We start from the raw sequence: 19,819 nt of genomic DNA on the forward strand, positions 1-19,819 counted from the left end.
CGCCCGGTCATCCCGCTCAGCCAGCCCGCGCTCAGGCCTCTCGCACCACCTCGCGCGGATCCTTGTCGGGCCGCAGGCCCCGCCAGCGTGCCTGGCGCAGGATGCCGCCGGGGGTGAACTCCGCGAATTCCACCTCGGCGACGAGTTCGGGCCGCACCCACAGGGCGTCGCGGGCGTCGGCGGCGGGCACCCCCACGAATGGGTCGGTGTCGCTGCCGAGCGCGCCGAGCACCTCGCCGAGTCTGGCCAACGTCTGCTCGCCGAAACCCGAGCCGACGCGGCCGGCGTAGTGCAGGCCGTCGGGTCCGGGAACACCGACCAGCAGCGACCCGATCGTGCCCGAACGGTTTCCCTTGCCCGGGCGGACGCCGCCGATCACGACCTCCTGCGTGCGCGAGTGCTTGACCTTGAGCCACTGTTCCGAACGCTCGCCGCGGCGGTAGGCCGAACCGGGATCCTTGACCACGACGCCCTCGAGCCCGAATCGGCCGCTCGTGGCGACGGCGGAGTCGACGTCGTCGAACACGGGCGGGACGACGACGGGGGCCCCGGCATCCTGCGCGAGCGCCTCCAGGATGCCGCGCCGCTCGGCCAGCGGCAGGGCGGCGACGTCGCGCTCGCCCACCGAGAGCACGTCGAAAAGGTACAGCTGCACCGGTGTCCGCCGCGCTTCGCGCTCGATCTCGCGGGGCTGCGCCAGGTTCATCCGCCTCTGCAGCAGGGGGAAGCTCGGGCGTCCCTGCGCGTCGAGCGCGACGATCTCGCCGTCGATGACCGCGGGCTCCGGGCCGAGTCCGAGGTCGACGGTCGTGAGTTCGGGGTAGGCGGCGGTGAGGTCGTTGCCGTTGCGCGATCGCAGGCGGAGTCGTTCGCCGTCCCAGAGGCCGATGCCCCGGATGCCGTCCCACTTCATCTCGACCCACGGCTCGCCCCAGCGGTCGGCGGCGGCTCGGGCGATCCCGGCGGTGGCGGCGGTGGACAGCATGGGGCGCAGCTGCGCGGGACTCGGGGGAGCCGGCGGCGTCGAGGTGCCGGGCGCCGGCTCGGGCGCGGGCTCCGGCTCGGGCGCCTCGTCGCTCTCCGTCGCAGTCACCGTCACCGCGGCCCGATCCGCGCGGCCGTGATCGAGGGCCACCACCGGGTCGCCCTCGCTCTGCGGCCGACCCTCGGCATCCGTCTTCATCCGGTGCAGCAGCCACTGCGACTTCTCGCCCGCGCCCTCGGTACGGATGAGGGCCAGACGCACTCGGCCGAGCGGCCCGTCGGGCCTGCCCTCGAGGGTGGCGATGACCTCGTCGTCGCGCCATTTCTCGAGCTCGTATGTGCCCGTGTCCCACACCGTCATGATGCCGGCGCCGTACTCACCGCGGGGGATCTCGCCGGCGAAGTCGAGGTACTGCATCGGGTGGTCCTCGGTCATGACCGCGAGGCTGTTCTTCGCCGTCGTCGGGGGGACTCCCTTCGGGACGGCCCAGCTGACCAGTACCCCGTCGTGTTCGAGCCGTACGTCCCAGTGCAGGCGGGTGGCGTGGTGCTCCTGGATGACGAAGCGGGGAAGACCGTCGGGTGCGGCGTCGGCGTGCGGGGCATCGGGCACGGGCTCGGGGGTCGCACCCGCGGTGCGCTTGGAGATGTACGCACGCAGCGGTCCCGCGTCGCGCTCGACCGGCGCGAGCGGATCGCCGGGGCGATCCAGCACCTCGGTGAACAGCAGGTGACGTAGGCCCGGGTCGTCGAGCTCCTCCCACGTGCGCGGGGCGGCGACGGTGGGGTGCGATCGTCCCCGCAGCGAGTACGGCGCGATCGTGGTCTTCGAGCCGTTGTTCTGGCTCCAGTCGATGAAGACCTTGCCGGGGCGCGCGGACTTCGACATCTGACTGACCACCAGGTCGGGGTGGTCGGCTTCGATCGCCCGGGCGAGCTCTTTCGCGATCGCGCTGGCGGCGTCGCTGGACTGGCGGCGGTCGAGGTGCGCGTAGAGGTGGATGCCCTTGCTGCCGCTCGTCACCGGCAGGGGGTCGAGACCGATGTCCTGCAGGATGACGCGCGCCCACCGGGCCACCTCGGCGCACTCGGCCAGGCCGACGCCGGGTCCGGGGTCGAGGTCGAGCACCAGGCGATCGGGGTGGAGCCTTTCGCCGTCGGGCGAGAACCGCCACTGGGGCACGTGCAGCTCGAGGCTCGCGACCTGCGCCAGGTAGACGACGGTGGGCAGATCGTCGACGAGGGGGTAGTCCTTGGCGCCCGAGGAGTGGTCGATCGGCAGGCGCCGCACCCAGGCCGGCGCTCCGGGTTCGAGGGCCTTGGCGAAGAAGGGCTCGCCCGGGTCGGCGTCGGTGCCGACCCCGTCGGGCCACCGCTTGCGCGTGACGGGACGATCCCGCACGTGGGGGAGCAGGCGTGGGGCGATGCGGGAGTAGTAGTCGATCACCTCGCCCTTGGTGGTCCCGGTCTCGGGGTACAGAACCTTGTCCAGGTTCGACAGACGCAGGCGGCGTCCACCGATGCGCACTGTCTGCTCCGTCATCGCCCCAGCGTAGAGCGGGGGCGAGTTCCTCGCGCGGCAACCCCCTCGGCATCCGCCCCTCTTTCGGTGTTCACTGTTCCCATGCGATCGATCTGGAAGGGCGCCCTGACCTTCGGCCTGGTCAACGTGCCCGTGAAGGTGTACTCGGCCACCGAGGACCACGACGTCTCTCTGCACCAGGTGCACAACAAGGACGGCGGGCGTATCCGGTATCAGCGCATCTGCGAGGTCGACGGCGAGGTGGTGCCCTACGCCGACATCGATCGCGCGTACGACGACGGCGAGCAGACGGTCGTGCTGACCAAAGACGACCTCGCGTCGCTGCCGAGCGAACGCAGTCGCGAGATCGAGGTGGTCGAGTTCGTCCCCAGCGATCAGGTCGATCTGCTGACCCTCGACAAGGCGTACTACCTCGAGCCCGACTCGTCGTCGCCGAAGGCGTACGTGCTGTTGCGCAAGACGCTCGAGCAGACCGACCGCACCGCGATCGTGCGCTTCTCGCTGCGTCAGAAGACGCGGCTCGCGGCCCTGCGCGTGCGCGACGACGTGCTCGTGCTGCAGACGCTGCTCTGGGCCGACGAGGTGCGCGAGGCGGCGTTCCCCGCGCTGGACGAGAGCGTGCGCATCTCGGCGAAGGAGCTCGAGATGTCGGCCTCTCTGGTCGAGAGCTTCTCGAAGGATTTCGACCCCGAGGAGTTCACCGACGAGTACCAGGCCGAGCTGCGCACCCTGATTGACGCCAAGCTCGAGCAGGGCGACGCCATCGACACCGCGGCGACCTTCGGCGAGCAGGAGAGCGACGACGACGGCGGCGAGGTCATCGACCTCATGGAGGCCCTGCGCGCGAGCGTCGAGCGCAGCCGCGCAGCCCGCACCGAGAAGGCCGACGACGCGCCGACCAAGAAGGCGCCGGCGAAGAAGAAGAGCTCGAAGGCGTCCTGATCAGCGCGCGGGCTGGTCGCCGTCTTCGAGCGTCTTCGGGTCGAGCGTGAGGGCCTCGGCCTCGGCGTGCGTCACCACTCCGTGGCCCGCGGCGGCGTCGCGCTTGGCGGCGGCGCGTTCGCGGAAGTAGTGGATGCCGATGAACACGACCGTGCCCGCGACGGCGGCGAGCAGGATGACGTCGATGTACTCCGTCACGATGTCGCGGATGAACGGGATGTATCCCACGACGTAGCCGAGCATGGTGAGGCCGATGCCCCAGATGATGGCGCCGATGAGGTTGTACAGCGTGTACTTGCGCCACGGCATGTGGCCGACGCCGGCGGCGATGGGGGCGAACGTGCGCACGACGGGCACGAAGCGGGCGAGGATGACGGTGAGACCGCCGAACCGCTCGAAGAACGCGTTGGTGCGCTCGACGTTCTTCCGGCTGAAGATGCCGGATTCCTTGCGCTCGAAGATCGAGGGCCCGGCCTTGTGCCCGATGTAGTACCCGACTTCACCGCCGATGAAGGCGGCCACACCGATGGCGAGCGCCACCCACCAGGCGTTCAGTCCGAACACGCCGTTGGGTGCCTGCGGGGTGGAGTGCGAGAGCAACCCGGCCATGATCAGCAGGGTGTCGCCGGGCAGCAGGAATCCGATGAGCAGACCGGTCTCGGCGAAGATGATGAAGCACACGACCAGCAGCGCCCAGGGCTGCGAGTTGGTGATGATCGTCGCGGGGTCGAGCCACGGGAGCAGCGCGCTGGTGGTGTGGATCACATCGGTCCCGTCGGGTCGGAGTATCGGTGCGGGGAGCAGCGAGAATCGTGCGGAAGGGGGGACTTGAACCCCCACGCCCGAAGGCACAGGAACCTAAATCCTGCGTGTCTACCGATTCCACCACTCCCGCGAATGGGTTCATTCTAGGTCCGCGTGAGCGGCGCTACGTGTGAAGCGGCCCTCAACTGCCGCGACCTCACCCGCGGGTGGTGCGCGGGGGCGACACGCCGGGGGAATGCGGGCGTCGATCGCGTGCTTGTCTTCCGCATGAAGGCGATCACGTACTCCCAGCCCGGTGACTCCTCCGTTCTCTCGCTCGTGGAGCGCCCGCTTCCCGAACCCGGTGCGGGCGAAGTGCGCGTGCGCATCGTCGTATCGGGGGTGAACCCCACCGACTGGAAGGCCCGGGCCAGCACCGACCGGCCGCTCGCGTTCGACGAGGTGACGCCCAACCAGGACGGGGCGGGAATCGTGGATGCCGTCGGCGACGGCGTCGAGGGTCTCTCGGTGGGCCAGCGGGTGTGGGTGTACCTCGCCGCGCACCAGCGTCCGACCGGAACCGCGGCCGAGCACTCGGTGCTCCCCGCCGAGCGCGTCGTCCCGCTGGCCGACGCGGCGTCGTTCGAGCTCGGCGCCAGCCTCGGCGTTCCCGCGATGACGGCCCATCGCGCCCTCACCGTGCACGAAGACGGCCCGTCGCGCCTCGCCCCGGGCGCCCTGTCCGGTCGAACCGTGCTCGTGCAGGGAGGGGCCGGAGCGGTCGGACACGCCGCCATCCAGCTCGCCGTCTGGGCCGGCGCCACCGTCATCGCCACGGTCAGCAGCGACGCGAAAGAGGCGCTGGCGCGCGCGGCCGGCGCCCACCACGTCCTGCGCTACCCGAACGCGGGGCTCGCCGACGGCATCCGCGAGCTCGCCCCGAACGGCGTGGAGCACATCGTCGAGGTCGCCATCGCCGACAACGCCGGTCTCGACGTCGAGGTGATCGCGAACCACGGCACAATCGGGTACTACGCCGACAACGGGGGCGATGCCTTCACGGCGGCCGTGCGCGCGAGTTTCGCCAAGAACGTCCGGTGGCAGGGCCTGCTGCTGTACACGGTGGGCGAGCGCGCGCTCGCCGCGGCCGCCGAAGACGTCTCGGCCGCGGTGGCGGCCGGAGCCCTCCCGGTGGGCGAGGAGGCCGGACTGCCCCTCAGCGGGTTCCCCCTCGACCAGACCGCCGCCGCGCACGACGCCGTCGAGTCGGGTGTCACCGGCAAGGTCCTGATCCGCGTGGCCGACGAGGACTGAGCCCCGGCCGACGCGCAGCGCAGCGGGACGGATCGTCCCGCCCCGAACGACGACGTCCCGCCGGGATCACGCACCTTTCGGTGCGGATCCCGGCGGTACGGTCGTTCCGGGGCCGCGCGTCTCACGCGGCCCCGGTCCTCGTCACTGCTGCGGACGTCGGCGGACGACGGCGGTGCCGGCGGCCACGATGACTCCGAGGGCGAGCATGCCGATGCCGATGGCGGGCAGCGGCGAACCCGCGACGTCGGAACCGGTGCGCGGCAGGTTGCCGCCGGGGCCGTTCGCGCCGGGACCCGTCGTCGCCGTGGGCACCGGGCTCGGGGTGGCCGTCGGCTCGCCCGTGGGCTCACCCGTGGGCTCGGGCGTCGGCTCGGTGGTGGGGTCGGGCGAGGGCTCGCCGGGCGTGGGCTCGGGAGTGGGCTCCGGATCGACGGCGGCGTCCCACGCCAGGGCGAAGGCGGCGTGCCCGATCGCGGGAGTGAAGATGTCGATCGAGTCGCGGTTCACGTTCGCGAGGGTGTCGTCGACCGTGTGGTAGTTGCGGTCCATGAAGACCCCGGGGGTGCCGCCGAAGAGCTCGGCCTGCTCGTCGGTCTTGATGTCGTCGCCACCCGAGAACAGGCCGCCCGAGGGGATGCCGTTGTCGATGAACGCCTGGTAGTCCGAGCGACCCGAGTACTCGGAGTCGATCCACGGCTGTTCGATCGAGTCGAAGTAGTCGGTGTAGATCTTCTCGATCTCGACCGAACCGTCGGGGATGGTCACCCCGTCGGCGGGGAACGTCGAGCGATCGGCGTCGTACACGCCCACCGTGAAGTTCTCGGAGCCGATCATGTCGTAGTTGAGGTACGCCGAGATGCGCGCGAGTTCGGCGGGGTCGTTCTGCACCAGGTCGTCGACGTAGGCGGTCGAGCCGAGCAGGCCGATCTCCTCGGCGCCCCAGAGCGCCAGACGGATGCGCTTGTCGTTGGGAACCTCGGATGCCGCGACCTTCTCGGCCAGGGCGAGCACGGCGGCCGAGCCCGAGGCGTTGTCGTTCACGCCCGGGCCTTCGGCCACGCCGTCGAGGTGCGCGCCGATGACGACGGTGTCCTCGGGGTCGCCCGCGATGCTGTCGGCGATGACGTTGAAGGTCTGTGAGACGAGGAACTGCTTCTCGATGACGGCGGTGGCCTCGACGGGCGCGTCGGCGGCAGCGGCCTCGACGAGAGCGGCGAGCGTGTCGCCGGCGGACTGGGGAAGGGTCGCCGCGGGGGAGTCCTCTTCGTTGCGGGGACCCGAGCCGACGTTGGTCAGCTGGTCGTCGGGCGAGACGCCCTCTTCGGCCGGCCGTTCGTTGTTGTAGACGAAGACGCTGCCCGCTCCGGCGGCCGAGGCGAAGTCGATCTTCTCCTCGAAGGTGCAGACGCCGCGCTGGATCAGCACGATGGCGCCGGCGGGGACGGTGGCGTAGTCGGTCGCGGCGCAGCCGATGTGCGTGCCCTCGGCGTCGAGGGGCAGCGCCAGAGTCGCGGTGTACGGCTCGTCGGTGCCTTCGCTGTTGTCGAAGTGCGAGCCGGTGTAGGTCGTGCCATCGACGGTCAGCGAGGCTTCGCCCAGCTCGGAGTACGGCACGTCGAAGGTCTGCCGCGAGACGGTGAACGCCCCGGTGCCCTCGAGGATCTGCTCGGCGTACTGCGCCGCGGCCTCGTAGCCCGGACCGTTCCAGGTGCGGTAGCCCTGATCGGCGAACGACTCGGTGATGTCGGCCAGCTCGGTCAGGTGGGTCATGACGTCGGCGCCGGTGAGGCCGAGGTCGTCGGGGGCCTCGCCGGGGGCGGGTGCGGCGAACGCCGCGGGGGCGATCATCAGGGCGCCGCCGACGAGAGCGCTCGTCGCCAGCACGGCCGACGCGCGTCGAGCGCGTGAGGCAGTGGGGTGCAGGGTGTTCCGGGGCACGATGGGGAAACCTCTCCGCGGGCACCATCGCCCGCTTCATCCAGGGGGAATGACACGTCACCGTGAAAATGGCGATCGCGTGACCGATTCTCATCGGAAATTCATCAGATGGCCAGAGTCCGCCGGATTTTTTACCGTCCCGAAACACGTCCCCGAGGTCGTCGGGGTATCGGGCGGCGGCCGTTCCGGCGCGCTCCCGCGCGTCAGGGGCGGCTTCGAGGGACGTACCGCGGCACCCACCGCACGAACCCGACCGCGCCCAGCAGGGCGATGAATCCCATGGCCCCCACGCCGACCGACAGCGAGACCAGCGCGGTCAGAGCCGATACCAGCAGCGGGGCGATCGCGCCCCCGGCGTCGGTGAGCGTGCGCCACGAACCGAGGAACGCGGCCGGCTCCGTCGGCGGGGCGATGTCGGCACCCAGGGTGAGCAGGATGCCGCTCGACAGCCCGTTGCCGACGCCGAGCACCGCGGCGAACAGGGCGAACCACATCTCCGCGCTGCCGAGGTCGTGGGTGAACGAGAGCGCGAGGAAGCCCGCCCCCATCAGCACCATCGCGGGCAACGCCGCCCACAGGCGTCCGAAGCGGTCCATGACCTGGCCGCTGGCGTAGAACAGCGCGAAATCGATGGCGCCCGAGACTCCGACGACCACGGCGATGGTCCCGGCATCCAACCCCAGCGACACGCCCCAGAGCGGCAGCACCACCTGACGCGCCGAGCGGACGGCAGACAGCGAGGCCGCCGCGAGCCCCAGGCGCGCGAGCACACCGCGGAAGCGCCACATCGTGCGGAACACCCCCACCCGCTCGACGACGGGAATGGCTCCGGTCACCGGCTCACCGGTGTCTTCGGCATCGTGGGAGTCGGCCTCGCGGGAGTCGGGGTCGCGGGAGTCGCCCTCGTTGCGTCGGCTCACGGAGCCCGCACCCACCGGCACGGCTTTCTCGGGATCGGGGCCGAAGAACACGAGCAGGATCGTCGCGACCTGGCACACGGCGAAGAAGACGATGGATGCCGTCTCGTCGCCGAAGATGCCCAACAGTGCCGCCGAGATGAACGGCCCGACGAACATCCCGAGGCGGAAGGTCCCGCCCAGCAGCGACAGCGCGCGAGCGCGGAAGTGCAGGGGCACCCGGGTGGTCATGAAGGAATGGCGCGCGAGGGCGAACGCCGCGGCGCAGAATCCGATGAGGAACACGGCCGCGGCGAACAACAGCAGGGAGTTCGCGAAGACCACCCCCGTCAGACCGCCCAGGATCACGATGCCGGCGACCCCCATCGTCAGGCGCTCGCCGAATCGCGCGACCGCCCATCCGGCGGGGATGTTTCCGCAGAGCTGGCCCACGACCAGGGCCGCCGCCACGAGCGCGGCCACGGCGACGTCGGCCCCCAGGCGGTCGGCGATCACCGGGATGAGGGGGATGACGGCCCCCTCGCCGAGGGCGAACAGCAGGGTGGGGCCGTAGATCATCGGCGCGAAGCGCACCAGCACGTTCCGGGGAGAGTCGGCTGTCACCGTCTCCACGATAGGCTGAATCCAAATGCTCGAACTCGATCTGACCGCCGACATCCAGGCACTTCGCTCGACCTTCGCCGATATCCAGGCCGTGGTCGACGTCGATGCACTCACCGCCGACATCGCTCGCCTCAGCGAAGAGGCCGGCGCGCCCAACCTCTGGGACGACGTCGACAACGCTCAGAAGATCACCAGCCGTCTCAGCCACCGCCAGTCCGAACTCAAGCGCGTGACCGAGATCGAGCAGCGCCTCGACGACCTCGAGGTGCTCGTCGGTCTCGCGATCGAGATGGACGACGACGAATCCGCCGACGAGGCGCGACGCGAGCTCGCTTCGCTCAAAGACGTGATCGGTCAGCTCGAGGTGCAGACGCTCCTCGACGGCGAGTACGACCCGCGTTCGGCGGTCGTCACGATCCGCTCCGGCGCCGGGGGCGACGACGCCACCGACTTCGCCGAGATGCTGCTGCGCATGTACCTGCGCTGGTGCGAGCGTCACAAGTACCCCGTGAAGGTCATGGACACGTCCTTCGCCGAGGGCGCGGGCATCAAGTCGGCCACCTTCGAGGTCGACGTCCCCTACGCCTACGGCACCCTGTCGGTCGAGGCCGGCACGCATCGCCTGGCCCGCATCAGCCCGTTCGGCGGCGCCGACAAGCGCCAGACGAGCTTCGCCGCGGTCGAGGTCATCCCCGTGATGGAAGAAGCCGTCGAGGTCGAGGTCCCCGAGGGCGACATCCGCGTCGACGTCTTCCGTTCGTCGGGCCCCGGCGGACAGTCGGTCAACACGACCGACTCCGCCGTGCGCATCACGCACCTCCCGACCGGCCTCGTCGTGTCGATGCAGAACGAGAAGTCGCAGATCCAGAACCGTGCGGCCGCCATGCGCGTGCTGCAGACGCGACTGCTGCTGCTCAAGCGCGAAGAAGAGGCCGCGAAGAAGAAGGAACTCGCCGGCACGATCACCGCGAGCTGGGGCGATCAGATGCGCTCCTACTTCCTCTACGGCCAGCAGCTCGTGAAAGACCTCCGCACCGGGTACGAGGTCGGTAACCCCGCGGTCGTCTTCGACGGCGACCTCGACGGGCTCATCGCCGCCGGCATCCGGTGGCGCAAGCGCAAGGACGACGACTGATCCGCGACCCCCGCGGTCCGAGAGTCCTATGGATGCCGTCACCCCGGCATCCATAGGACTCTCTTGGTTTGCGGACACGGCGCGTCCTGTCGAGGTCGTCGGGGCACCCGCTTAGGCTCATCGAGCCATGATCCGGTTCGAGAACGTCACCAAGCGGTATCGCGGCACCGCGAAGCCCGCCCTGAACGCCGTCGACTTCGAGGTGCAGCGCGGGGAGTTCGTCTTCCTCGTCGGTGCCTCGGGTTCCGGCAAATCGTCGTGCCTGCAGTTGATCCTGCGCGCCGAGACCCCCAGCGACGGTCGTGTCGTGGTGCTCGGTCGCGACCTGCGCACGCTGTCGAACCGCAAGGTTCCCTACTTCCGTCGCCACATCGGCTCGGTCTTCCAGGACTTCCGCCTGCTGCCGAACAAGACCGTGCATCAGAACGTGGCTTTCACTCTGCAGGTCACGGGCGCTTCGCGCGGGTTCATCCAGCAGGCCGTGCCCGAGGTGCTGGCGCTCGTCGGCCTCGACGGCAAAGAGAAGCGCCTTCCCCACGAGCTGTCGGGCGGTGAGCAGCAGCGCGTCGCAATCGCCCGCGCGCTGGTCAACCGTCCCCAGGTGCTGCTCGCCGACGAGCCGACCGGAAACCTCGACCCCGGCACGTCGATCGACATCATGCGGCTGCTGGCCCGCATCAACGCCGGCGGCACGACGGTGGTCATGGCGACCCACGAGGCCGGTTTCGTCGACCAGATGCAGCGTCGCGTGATCGAGCTGAGCGGGGGCGAGATGGTGCGCGACGAGCGCCACGGCGGCTACGGCGACACGTCGAGCCTGCCCCGCCTGGCCCCCGAGGTCGAGAAGGGTGCGGCCGCGGTCGCCGCCCTCACGGCCGTGCTCGAGGTGCAGCGCGAAGTGACCCACATCTCCGGCCCCGTCGAGCCCCTGCGCGGCCCCGAGGGCGCGCCGGCTCCGGCCCCGTCCGCCGAGCCCGCGGCGGCCCCGGGCGCCACGCCCGCCGTGACCACGCCGTCCGCCGACGCCCCGCGCGAACCGGGCACGAACACGCGCTCCATCCCGGTCACTACGCCCGACGTCGACGCCCTGGGCCTCGCCGACCGGCTGGGACTGGGCGAGAAGAAAGACCGCAACGACGAAGTGGGACCCACGTCATGAGGTTCGGGCTCATCCTCTCGGAGGCCTTCACCGGCCTGCGTCGCAACGCCTCCATGGTGATCTCGGTCATCCTGGTCACCTTCGTGTCGCTGACCTTCGTCGGCGCCGCGATGCTCATGCAGATGCAGATCGGCAAGATGCAGTCGTACTGGGCCGATCGTGCCCAGGTGGCGGTGTTCATGTGCGCCGCGGTGTCCGACGTCGACACCTGCACCCCGGGGCAAGCCGCGACGCAGGAGCAGATCGACGCCGTCAAGGCGACGCTCGACGGCGAGGCGCTCGCCCCGCTCATCCGCGACTACACCTACTCGACGAGCGACGAGGTGTTCGAGAACGCGAAGAGCCTGCTGTCCGACGACATCGCCGACGTGGTGACGGCCGACCAGTTCAACGCGACCTTCAGCATCAACCTCGTGGACCAGAATCAGGCCGACGTCATCTCGGAAGCGTTCGGCGGCCAGACCGGCGTCGAAGAGGTGAAGGACCAGATGCAGTACCTCGAGCCGCTGTTCCAGGCGCTGACGGTCGCGACCTACGTCGCCGTCGGCATCGCCGGTCTCATGCTCATCGCCGCGGTACTGCTGATCGCGACGACCATTCGCCTGTCGGCGTTCGCCCGACGGCGCGAGCTCGGCATCATGCGCCTGGTCGGCGCCTCCAACCGCTTCATCCAGACGCCGTTCATCGTCGAGGGCGTGTTGGCGGCCCTCATCGGGTCGGCTCTGGCGAGCGTGGCCGTCTGGGCGATCGTGGGGGTCGGAGTCAATCAGTACCTGCGCGACCGCATCGGCTTCATCACGTCGTGGGTGGGGCTGTCCGACGTCGCTTTCGTGATCCCCGTCATCGTGGTGATCGGCGTGATCCTCGCCGCGCTCAGCGCGAGCTTCGCGATCCGTCGCTGGCTGCGCGCCTGAACCCCTGCGTTGTCCGGCATCGGATCCCGGATGCCGGTGACCCCGGCATCCTGTACGCTGGAGGGCTCTGTGTGCCCATGATCATGAGGAGGTGGCACCATGCCTCGTGAGCAGGGTGAAAAACTGATCGCGTCGAACAAGAAGGCGCGCCACGACTACGCCATCGAGAAGACCTACGAGGCCGGTCTCGTGCTGACCGGAACCGAGGTCAAGTCGCTGCGGCAGGGCCGTGCGAACCTCACCGACGGGTACGCCTACATCGACGGCGGGCAGGCGTATCTCGACGCCGTGCACATTCCCGAGTACTCGCAGGGTCACTGGACGAATCACTCGGCCAAGCGCACGCGCAAGCTCCTGCTGCACCGCGAAGAGATCGTGAAGCTCTCGCACGCGGTGTCGGCCGGTGGGTACACGCTCGTTCCGCTGCGGTTGTACTTCCTCGACGGTCGCGCGAAGGTCGAGATCGCGGTGGCCAAGGGCAAGCGCGAGTTCGAGAAGCGTCAGACCATCCGCGAACGCGAAGACAAGCGCGAAGCCGAGCGCGCCATGCGCACGAAGAACCGGCTGGGCGACTGAGGTCGGGTTCGTCGCGGTCTCGTTCCTGCGCGCCGCGAACCGACCGGGGCGACTGAGGTTCGGTCCGTTGCCGTGACGTTCGTTGCCGTATCGTTCGCTGCCGCGACGTTCGTGGCCGTGACGTTCGTACGCGGTCAGCGCGCCTGGCTGCCGCGTGACGCGGTCATTCCGCGTGTGACGCGGTCATTCCGCGCGGAAGCGCCCCTCGACGACCGACCTCACGACGATCTCGGGCGGCTGCAGGCTGAACGACGGGCCGCTCGAGTCCGAGGCCGCGGCGAAGCGCGCCGACAGGGGTGCCGTCGGCTCCGGCCGCGACCCCAGCAGGCCGGCGTCGGCGATCTCGACCGGTGACACCGAGGCCAAGCCCAGAGCGCCCGCGTACGCGCCCGCGCGCTCGACGGCGACGTGTACCGCGGCGGCGGCCACGTCGCTTTCGACGCGTACGCGTGTGGCGGGGGAGAGGCGCCATTCCACGGCGATGACCTGCACGTCGTCGGACTCGGTGACATCGCCGAGCCACCACGACAAGGCCCCGGCGTCGGTGAACGTCGCCGACAGTTCGACGCTCGCGTGGTGCACGAGCGGCAGCTGCGCTCCGTCGCTGTTCCACGGTCGATCCGACCAAACCGAGACGCGAGCGCTCGACCACTCCGACACCTCGCCGGAGCGCAGGTGCGCCACCAGGCCGTCCTGCACCGACGAGGCTCGTACCTGAGCGCCTTCGATCACGGGTCCGCGCGACGGCCCGTCGGTCGACACCGTCACGCGGACGGCGGCCTCTTCGGCGCGCACGCGTGCTTCGCTCTCTCCTCGGACGGTGACTACGACCTCGCTCATGCGGTGAGCCTACGCGAGGGGTGTGGTCGTTCTGCGGATGAGATCGAGGGGGAGGGGTGCAGGGGCCGCTCGTGGTGCTGACCGCCGCGGGGTCGCGTGGAGTTCCCGGCCCCACCTCGCCACCGCCGCGGGCCACGCGGAATGCGCCGGGTGTCGGAGCGTTGTAGACTGTGAGGCTCCGGTGCTTCGGCATCCGGATTGGTAATTCAACAGCGTGACAGTGGCCGGTCCATACGGAGTTCACGGGGCTGATCGGTTTCGACAGCGTCTGCGAACCCGCGAGAAAGCGGGCCGAGGATGTGGGGTTATCTCGTAAACGCTCCCTNGTCGGTTTCGACAGCGTCTGCGAACCCGCGAGAAAGCGGGCCGAGGATGTGGGGTTATCTCGTAAACGCTCCCTGCAAAACAATAAGTGCCGATGCTAAGCGCACTGACTTCGCCCTCGCTGCGTAAGCGAGCCCGATAGTCCGTCAGACCGTGTGCGACCCCGCCACGGATCCTGGCGTCATTTAGGGGTCTTGCTGTGTGATGGCGTCTGGACGTCACACGGGACTTTTCCCAGGCTGGGCTTGTCGACTTAGGTGTCTGTGACAAAGGTCGGAGCCGAGTAGAACGTCTGCACAGACTGCGCCCGGAGAAAACGCGGAGACCCAGCGTTGGACGGGGGTTCGATTCCCCCCAGCTCCACGAGTCACTGTCACGTGAGGAAGCCCTCGTTCCCGCCCGTTTCGGCGGGGACGAGGGCTTTCTTGGTTTCGGGATCGAACCGAGCGCGTGGTCTGGGCGCTCAGGCGGCCGTGCGGGTGTGCACGTCGCTCTCGCCCGACACGTCGTTGAGCTCGAGGTAGACACGCCCCTCGGTGCGGGTGAGGGTGGCCGTGTTGCGCCGCTCGATGCCTTCGGAGACGCGCTCGACGAAGCCGGGCTCGAAGCTGTACAGAAGCAGGTCCTCGGCGCGGTGGATGCGCTTGCCCGCCCACGCGGCGGCGACCTTCTCGGGGTCGCGGTGCGTGTAGACCACGGTGCGCTCGGCCTTCATGCTGCCGGTGTGCAGGCGGGCAGCATCCGGGGCACCTACCTCGACCCAGGCGACGATCGAGCCGGTCAGGTCGCGCACCATCACTGCGGGCTCGTCGGTGGCGGCGACGCCCTCGCTGAACGTGATGCCCTCTTCGTACTCGAGGCAGTACGCGAGCACGCGAGTCAGCATGTACGGGGCGGTCTCGGAGGGATGCCGCGCGACGCGCAGGGCCAGCTCCTCGTAGACGCCGCGGTCCACGTCGGACAGTTGCACGGTGAACGTGTGAATGGTCGCGCCGATAGCCACGAGGCTCGAGCCTACGTCAGGACGGGGCGGGGAAAAGGCTCGCGCGACGCGGGGCGGTCCGCCCCGGTGGTCGATCGGCTGCGGGACGGTTGCCGCGCATGCCGCCCCGACCGTAGCGTCGAGGGATGCCAGACCCCCGCGCCGCACGGATCGACGTCGGTCCGTTCCACCTCGCTCCCACCCCGAACGCCGGAACCTGGACCGCCCTCGCGCGCCGTGGCACGGGGACCGGTCCCGGGCAGAGCGGGGGTGCGCCGGCATCCGGGATCACCGCTGCCGATGACGACGGGGAACCGGGTTCGGGTTCGCACGCTCCGCAGCAGTTGGGGGACTCGGCATCCGGGATCACCGCCTCGTGGGCGGATTGGGTCGCGTTCGCGCACCGCGTCGTGCAGGCGGACGCGCTGTGGCGCGAGGTCGAGGCGCGTGGCGACGCCTGGGACGAGGGGTTCGGGGCCGCGCGCGATGCGGCTGCGGTCAACCCGTACCGGTGACCGTCCGAGTGGACGCCCTCGACCGGGTGTACCGAGGCGGGGGGTGCGTTACTGGGGACCCTCGACGAGCACCAGGCTCTGCCGGGTGTCGGCGAGCTTCACCCAACCGTCACCGAACAGGTAGGTGATGCCGTACCCGTCGCCGTCTGTGCTGATCGCCCACGAGGGGTCCTCGGTGATGTAGGTGCCCGCGTCGCCGACCTCGCGACGCCAGCCCGAGGCGACGAGCTCCTTCTCGGCCGCCGCGGCGTCGGTGTCGTCGATGCGTGCCCAGCCGAACATCTGCACGCGATCGGTCGTGATCTTCCGATCGCCCCACTTGCACTGGATGCCCTCGTCGAGCTCGATGCTTCCGATGCGGAACGGCTCGGACTGCGCACTCCACCCCAGGCTGACGAAGTCGTCGGCCGTCGCCCGGGGGATGATGTTCTGGCAGGTCGGGTCTTCTGCGACGGGGTCGGTGGTCGGTGTGGCCTCGGGTGCTGCGGAGGCCGACGGCGTCGAGGTGACCGCTCCCGCCGGTGCCTCCTGAGGCGCTGCCGGTCCCGAACACCCCGCGAGGACCACGAGGGCGACGGCGGTCAGCGTCGTCGTCGAGAGCGCGAGGGCGAGGGGACGGCACCTCACGAGGCGTCCTCGTGCAGCAGGGCGAAGAACGCGTCGTGCAGCAGGCCGTTGGTCGCGAATGACGACTCGGCGTCGAGACGGTCGGTGCCGTCGAACGCCGTGAAACGTCCGCCGGCTTCGCGCACGATGGGGGCGATGGCGGCGATGTCGTACTCCTTGACTCCGAATTCGGCGACGAGTTCCAGCCGACCCTCGGCGAGCCACATGTAGGGCAATGCGTCACCATAGGCACGATCGCGCCACACCGCTCGCGTGAGACGTTCGAGAGCGGGAAGGTGATCGACGTCATCCCACTGCTCGATGCTCTGGAAGCTGATGCTCGCAGCCGACACCTGGTCGATGCCCGAGACGTGGATGCGGCGCTCGTCGCCGGTGGCGGTGGTCGTCCACGCGCCCTGCCCGGTGGCGGCCCACCAGCGTCGACCGATCGCCGGCTGACTGACGACGCCGATCTGCGGTACGCCGTCGACGGTGAGGGCGATCAGCGTCGCCCAGACCGGGATGCCGCGCATGTAGTTGTGGGTGCCGTCGATCGGGTCGATGACCCACCGGCGCGCGGTGTCGCCCGAGGTGCCGAACTCCTCGCCGAGGATGGCGTCGTCGGGCCGCTCGGCATCGAGGATCGCGCGGATCGCGCGCTCGGTGGCGAGGTCGGCTTCGGTGACGTGGGTGCGGTCGGGTTTGGTGTCGATGCGGAGGTCGGCCGCGTCGAAGCGTTCCATGGCGACCGCGTCGGCGGCGTCGGCCAGCCGCAGCGCGAGGGCGAGGTCGTCGGTCAGATCCGTCGAGGTCGCGGAGGGGGCAGCAGTGGAGGACACCGCACCAGGATAACCGGCGCTCCTGGCACGATTTGGTGTCGCCGCGTCATGCCTGGTAACGTAATCCCTCGGTTCGAGACGCCGATTTCGAACTGTGAAGACGCACCTCTAGCTCAATCGGCAGAGCAATTGACTCTTAATCAATGGGTTCTCGGTTCGAGTCCGAGGGGGTGCACCACCTCCGAAATTCCCCTCTCGCCTCACCAGGGCGAGGGGGGATTTTCGCATTTTCGGGGCGATTCTCCGGGTGCCTGTCGGTTGTCCCGCGGCAAGATGGAGGGGCCCGCGCGTGCTCGTCGCGGCGCAGACGGGGGATGCCATGGCCGACGACGAACTGTGGGACGTGACCGATGTGCAGGGCACTCCGACGGGTGGGCTGCACCGCCGGGGGGATGGACCGGTGCCGGAGGGCTCGTTCCACATCGTGGCCTCGGTGTGCGTCGTCGCCCCGAGCGGTCGGGTGCTGATGAGCCGACGCGCCGAGGGGAAGGACTACCCGCTCGCGTGGGAGTTCCCCGCGGGCAGTGCCCTTCGAGGAGAGTCGAGCCGCGGCGGGGCGGTCCGCGAACTCGAGGAGGAGACCGGTATCGCCGTGGCCCCGGACGACCTCGTCCTCGTGGGCCGTGTCGTGGAGCCGAGCGCCCTCTTCGACCTCTGGGTCGCGCGGGTGGCGAGCGAGGTCACTCCGATTCCCGACCCGGAAGAGGTTCTGGATGCCGAGTGGGTCACGCTCGACGTCGTGCACCAGCGGTGGAAGGACGGTGTCTTCGCCACCCCGTGGAACATGCGGTTCGATGAGCTCTGGGACGTGCTGGGGGAGCGGGTGCGTGAGGGCGATGCCGAGGTGACGGGGGCGTAGGGCTCCGTCGCGCTTCGCTCGGTCAGAACGGCGGCGGATCTTTCTCGACTTCGTGGCCGCGCGGGGACGTCCACGCCGAGGGGACGGGGGCGTAGAGCTTCGTCGCGCTTCGCTCGGTCAGAACGGTGGCGGATCTGTGTCGACTTCGTGGCCGCGCGGGACGTCCACGCCGAGGTGACGGGGGTATAGAGCTCCGTTGCGCTTCGCTCGGTCAGAACGGTGGCGGATCTGTGTCGACCTCGTGGCCGCGCGGAGACGTCCACCGCACGTCGCCCGTGTCGGGATCGCGGGAGGGACTCCAGCGCGATTCGTGCCGCAGTAGGTGATGATGTCGGCACTCGGGTTCGAGATTGTCGGCGTCTGTCGTGCCGCCCTCGGCCCATGCCGTGAGGTGGTCGATGTCGCAGTCCCGTGCGCTCCGCGCACAGCCGGGGAACACGCACGTCGGTGAGGTGACGCCCAACCACCGGCGCAGCGCGGCCGTGACGCGATACGACATGCGATCGAGCGCCAACGGAGCCCCGCTGAGCGGGTGCGTGAGCAGACGGGTCCAGCTCGTGGCGCCACCCGCGAGGCGACGGGCGGTGTCGAGGTCGATCGGACCGTACCCGTCGAGGGTCGCCGGTCCGTCATCGCCGCCGAGGAGCGTCAGCGCGGGAACGGTCACGACGATCGAGGCGCGCGAGGGGGCGGGGCGCGCGTTCTTCACGCGTGGGTGCGCCGTGGCCTGTTCGGGAGTCAGCGGGGTGGTTGTGGAGCTGACCGGCACTGTGGGTGTCGCGGTGGCTGGTGTCGAGCCTGGTCGCGCGCCGTCGACCGTGTCGGCTCCATCCAGCAGGTCGGCCAGCGTGTCGGCGCGCAGCTGCGCCAGTGTCCGTTCTTCGTCGGTGGTCGCGCGCAGGTGTCGGGCGAACCGGTCGACGCGCGCCATCGCCGCGTGGGCACGATCCGCGGGCAGCAGCGCGCTCAGTGTCGCCATGCCGTCGAGTTCTGCCGTCACCCAGACGCCGCGGTCGCGAGCGGCTCGTGCGTGTCGCTGCTCGAGGGAGTCGGCGTGGACGCGTTCGCGAAGCGCGCGCGCAGCCACGACGAACTTCGCGGGCGTCAGGGTGCGCGCGCGTTCCGAGGCGCCGTCGTCGAAGGTCGCCCACGTTTCGGGGCTGTCGGGCAGGCTGTCCGCGAGACGAGCGGTCTCGACGGCATGTCGCTCCGACGTGCGCCCCTCGGTGAAGTCGCTCCAGGTGCGCGGACAACGCTCCTGCATGCCCTCTGCCTGCGAACCGCGGACGCGAACCGTCTGTTCGGAGAGGCGCAGGCGCACGGCGATCTCGGCGACGGCCGCGCGCTGAGCCAGGTCGCGCCGGTCGCGCGCGATGGCCGCGGCCCCACGACGCCGCGGGTCGCTCCCCACGCCGTCGAGCGTGGGGTCGGGGCCGACCCAGGCTTCGGGATCGATGCTCGCGCGGCTCACGAGAAGCGCGATGAGTCGGTACCCCTCGGCGGTGGCCCGGCGCTGCGTTACCGCTGCGACCTCGAGCGCGCGGAGCAGATCGTCGACGTCGGCCTCGTCGTCGAGGATCGGCGCGCTCGCGACCTCGCCAGTGTCTGCGGTGGGGGTCGAGCCGTCCTGCGGTGCGCTGGTCAAGCCGTCGTGCGCGGTGGGCGCCGGGTCGTCGCCGCCGGGGTCGTCGTCAGAGTCGACGATGTCGGTCGACCTGTCGATCTCCGCCCAGGAGAACTCGCCGGACGCACGCTCGTCGCCACTCTCATCGCCGTCCAGAAGCCCGAGCTCTCTCGCCCAGAGCGTGTCCGCTTCGAGCTGCAGATCCTCCGCGCTGGGAGGGGGCACATCGCGCCACCATTCGACGGCCCGGCGGCTGTCGTTCACGGGGGCGGAGAGGCTCATGTCCAGACGGTATCGGCAACCTCCGACATCGGCGGAAGGACCGTTCGCGGGGCTCCTCGGTGGGCCATCCGGCCTTGGAGGGGTGTCGATGCGGGGCCACGGTGCACCCTTCGCCCCTCACCGACGAAGGGCCCCGCCCCGCGACTCACGCCGCAGACCGAGGCCCTTCACCCCTCCCC

Annotated in this window: 17 protein-coding genes, 2 tRNA genes and 1 other RNA gene; 10 read left to right on the top strand and 10 right to left on the bottom strand. The window is 70.0% G+C overall.

What is annotated here, in order from left to right; genetic code table 11:
• Positions 1-31: 31 nt before the first annotated feature.
• On the bottom strand, positions 32-2,527 hold the full coding sequence (locus IFR11_RS00705) for an ATP-dependent DNA ligase (protein ID WP_191914907.1): 2,496 nt from the start codon (positions 2,525-2,527) through the stop codon (positions 32-34).
• Between the two features lie 81 nt (positions 2,528-2,608).
• Here IFR11_RS00705 and ku point away from each other — a divergent pair, with 81 nt between their 5' ends.
• Entirely contained in the window at positions 2,609-3,469 is an 861-nt protein-coding gene (gene ku / locus IFR11_RS00710) for a non-homologous end joining protein Ku (RefSeq protein ID WP_055836375.1), read from the top strand.
• Here ku and IFR11_RS00715 read toward each other — a convergent pair whose 3' ends face one another.
• Positions 3,470-4,234: a DedA family protein gene (locus tag IFR11_RS00715; RefSeq protein WP_055837845.1), complete on the bottom strand. Its 765-nt coding sequence runs from the start codon at positions 4,232-4,234 to the stop codon at positions 3,470-3,472.
• A gap of 48 nt (positions 4,235-4,282) precedes the next feature.
• Positions 4,283-4,364, bottom strand: a tRNA-Leu gene (locus IFR11_RS00720).
• A gap of 137 nt (positions 4,365-4,501) precedes the next feature.
• Between IFR11_RS00720 and IFR11_RS00725 the strand changes: the two genes are divergently transcribed.
• Positions 4,502-5,527 (top strand): NADPH:quinone reductase, encoded by a 1,026-nt coding sequence (locus IFR11_RS00725; protein ID WP_191914908.1) that lies wholly within the window; start codon positions 4,502-4,504, stop codon positions 5,525-5,527.
• Positions 5,528-5,668: 141 nt separating this feature from the next.
• Here the strand turns inward: IFR11_RS00725 and IFR11_RS00730 are convergent, their stop codons facing one another.
• A complete protein-coding gene (locus IFR11_RS00730) occupies positions 5,669-7,465 on the bottom strand; it encodes a M20/M25/M40 family metallo-hydrolase (RefSeq protein WP_191914909.1) in 1,797 nt (598 codons plus the stop codon).
• Positions 7,466-7,668: 203 nt separating this feature from the next.
• On the bottom strand, positions 7,669-8,940 hold the full coding sequence (locus IFR11_RS00735) for an MFS transporter (RefSeq protein ID WP_191915158.1): 1,272 nt from the start codon (positions 8,938-8,940) through the stop codon (positions 7,669-7,671).
• 70 nt (positions 8,941-9,010) lie between these two features.
• Between IFR11_RS00735 and prfB the strand changes: the two genes are divergently transcribed.
• The 4 genes from prfB to smpB all read left to right on the top strand — a co-directional run bounded on the left by prfB (position 9,011) and on the right by smpB (position 12,769).
• Positions 9,011-10,120, top strand: coding sequence for a peptide chain release factor 2 (gene prfB / locus IFR11_RS00740; protein ID WP_055939718.1), 1,110 nt, complete (start codon positions 9,011-9,013; stop codon positions 10,118-10,120).
• Between the two features lie 127 nt (positions 10,121-10,247).
• A complete protein-coding gene (gene ftsE, locus IFR11_RS00745) occupies positions 10,248-11,279 on the top strand; it encodes a cell division ATP-binding protein FtsE (protein ID WP_055939721.1) in 1,032 nt (343 codons plus the stop codon).
• Complete coding sequence (ftsX, locus tag IFR11_RS00750; protein ID WP_055836391.1) at positions 11,276-12,193, top strand: permease-like cell division protein FtsX; 918 nt, start codon at positions 11,276-11,278, stop codon at positions 12,191-12,193. The genes ftsE and ftsX overlap by 4 nt, the downstream gene beginning before the upstream one ends.
• Before the next feature lie 99 nt (positions 12,194-12,292).
• A complete protein-coding gene (smpB, locus tag IFR11_RS00755) occupies positions 12,293-12,769 on the top strand; it encodes an SsrA-binding protein SmpB (protein WP_055836395.1) in 477 nt (158 codons plus the stop codon).
• A 183-nt stretch (positions 12,770-12,952) separates the two neighbouring features.
• Here the strand turns inward: smpB and IFR11_RS00760 are convergent, their stop codons facing one another.
• The gene (locus IFR11_RS00760; protein ID WP_191914910.1) at positions 12,953-13,609 is read right to left on the bottom strand and encodes an SIMPL domain-containing protein; all 657 of its coding nucleotides are present in this window, start codon (positions 13,607-13,609) and stop codon (positions 12,953-12,955) included.
• A gap of 326 nt (positions 13,610-13,935) precedes the next feature.
• Here IFR11_RS00760 and ssrA point away from each other — a divergent pair.
• Positions 13,936-14,299, top strand: a transfer-messenger RNA (tmRNA) gene (gene ssrA / locus IFR11_RS00765).
• A 97-nt stretch (positions 14,300-14,396) separates the two neighbouring features.
• On the opposite strand, the gene IFR11_RS00770 is transcribed toward ssrA, so the two are convergent.
• Positions 14,397-14,936, bottom strand: coding sequence for a YaeQ family protein (locus IFR11_RS00770; protein WP_191914911.1), 540 nt, complete (start codon positions 14,934-14,936; stop codon positions 14,397-14,399).
• 125 nt (positions 14,937-15,061) lie between these two features.
• Between IFR11_RS00770 and IFR11_RS00775 the strand changes: the two genes are divergently transcribed.
• Positions 15,062-15,430: a hypothetical protein gene (locus tag IFR11_RS00775; RefSeq protein WP_191914912.1), complete on the top strand. Its 369-nt coding sequence runs from the start codon at positions 15,062-15,064 to the stop codon at positions 15,428-15,430.
• Between the two features lie 48 nt (positions 15,431-15,478).
• On the opposite strand, the gene IFR11_RS00780 is transcribed toward IFR11_RS00775, so the two are convergent.
• The gene (locus IFR11_RS00780) at positions 15,479-16,057 is read right to left on the bottom strand and encodes a hypothetical protein (RefSeq protein WP_191914913.1); all 579 of its coding nucleotides are present in this window, start codon (positions 16,055-16,057) and stop codon (positions 15,479-15,481) included.
• Complete coding sequence (locus tag IFR11_RS00785; RefSeq protein WP_191914914.1) at positions 16,054-16,875, bottom strand: inositol monophosphatase family protein; 822 nt, start codon at positions 16,873-16,875, stop codon at positions 16,054-16,056. The genes IFR11_RS00780 and IFR11_RS00785 overlap by 4 nt, the downstream gene beginning before the upstream one ends.
• 102 nt (positions 16,876-16,977) lie before the next feature.
• Here IFR11_RS00785 and IFR11_RS00790 point away from each other — a divergent pair.
• Both IFR11_RS00790 and IFR11_RS00795 read left to right on the top strand, forming a co-directional pair.
• A tRNA-Lys gene (locus IFR11_RS00790) sits at positions 16,978-17,053 on the top strand.
• 111 nt (positions 17,054-17,164) lie between these two features.
• Positions 17,165-17,734 (top strand): NUDIX domain-containing protein, encoded by a 570-nt coding sequence (locus IFR11_RS00795; RefSeq protein WP_191914915.1) that lies wholly within the window; start codon positions 17,165-17,167, stop codon positions 17,732-17,734.
• 211 nt (positions 17,735-17,945) lie between these two features.
• Here the strand turns inward: IFR11_RS00795 and IFR11_RS00800 are convergent, their stop codons facing one another.
• On the bottom strand, positions 17,946-19,640 hold the full coding sequence (locus IFR11_RS00800) for an HNH endonuclease signature motif containing protein (protein ID WP_191914916.1): 1,695 nt from the start codon (positions 19,638-19,640) through the stop codon (positions 17,946-17,948).
• Positions 19,641-19,819: the final 179 nt, after the last annotated feature.

This window comes from Microbacterium sp. CFBP 8801, from assembly GCF_014839455.1.
Classification (GTDB): domain Bacteria; phylum Actinomycetota; class Actinomycetes; order Actinomycetales; family Microbacteriaceae; genus Microbacterium.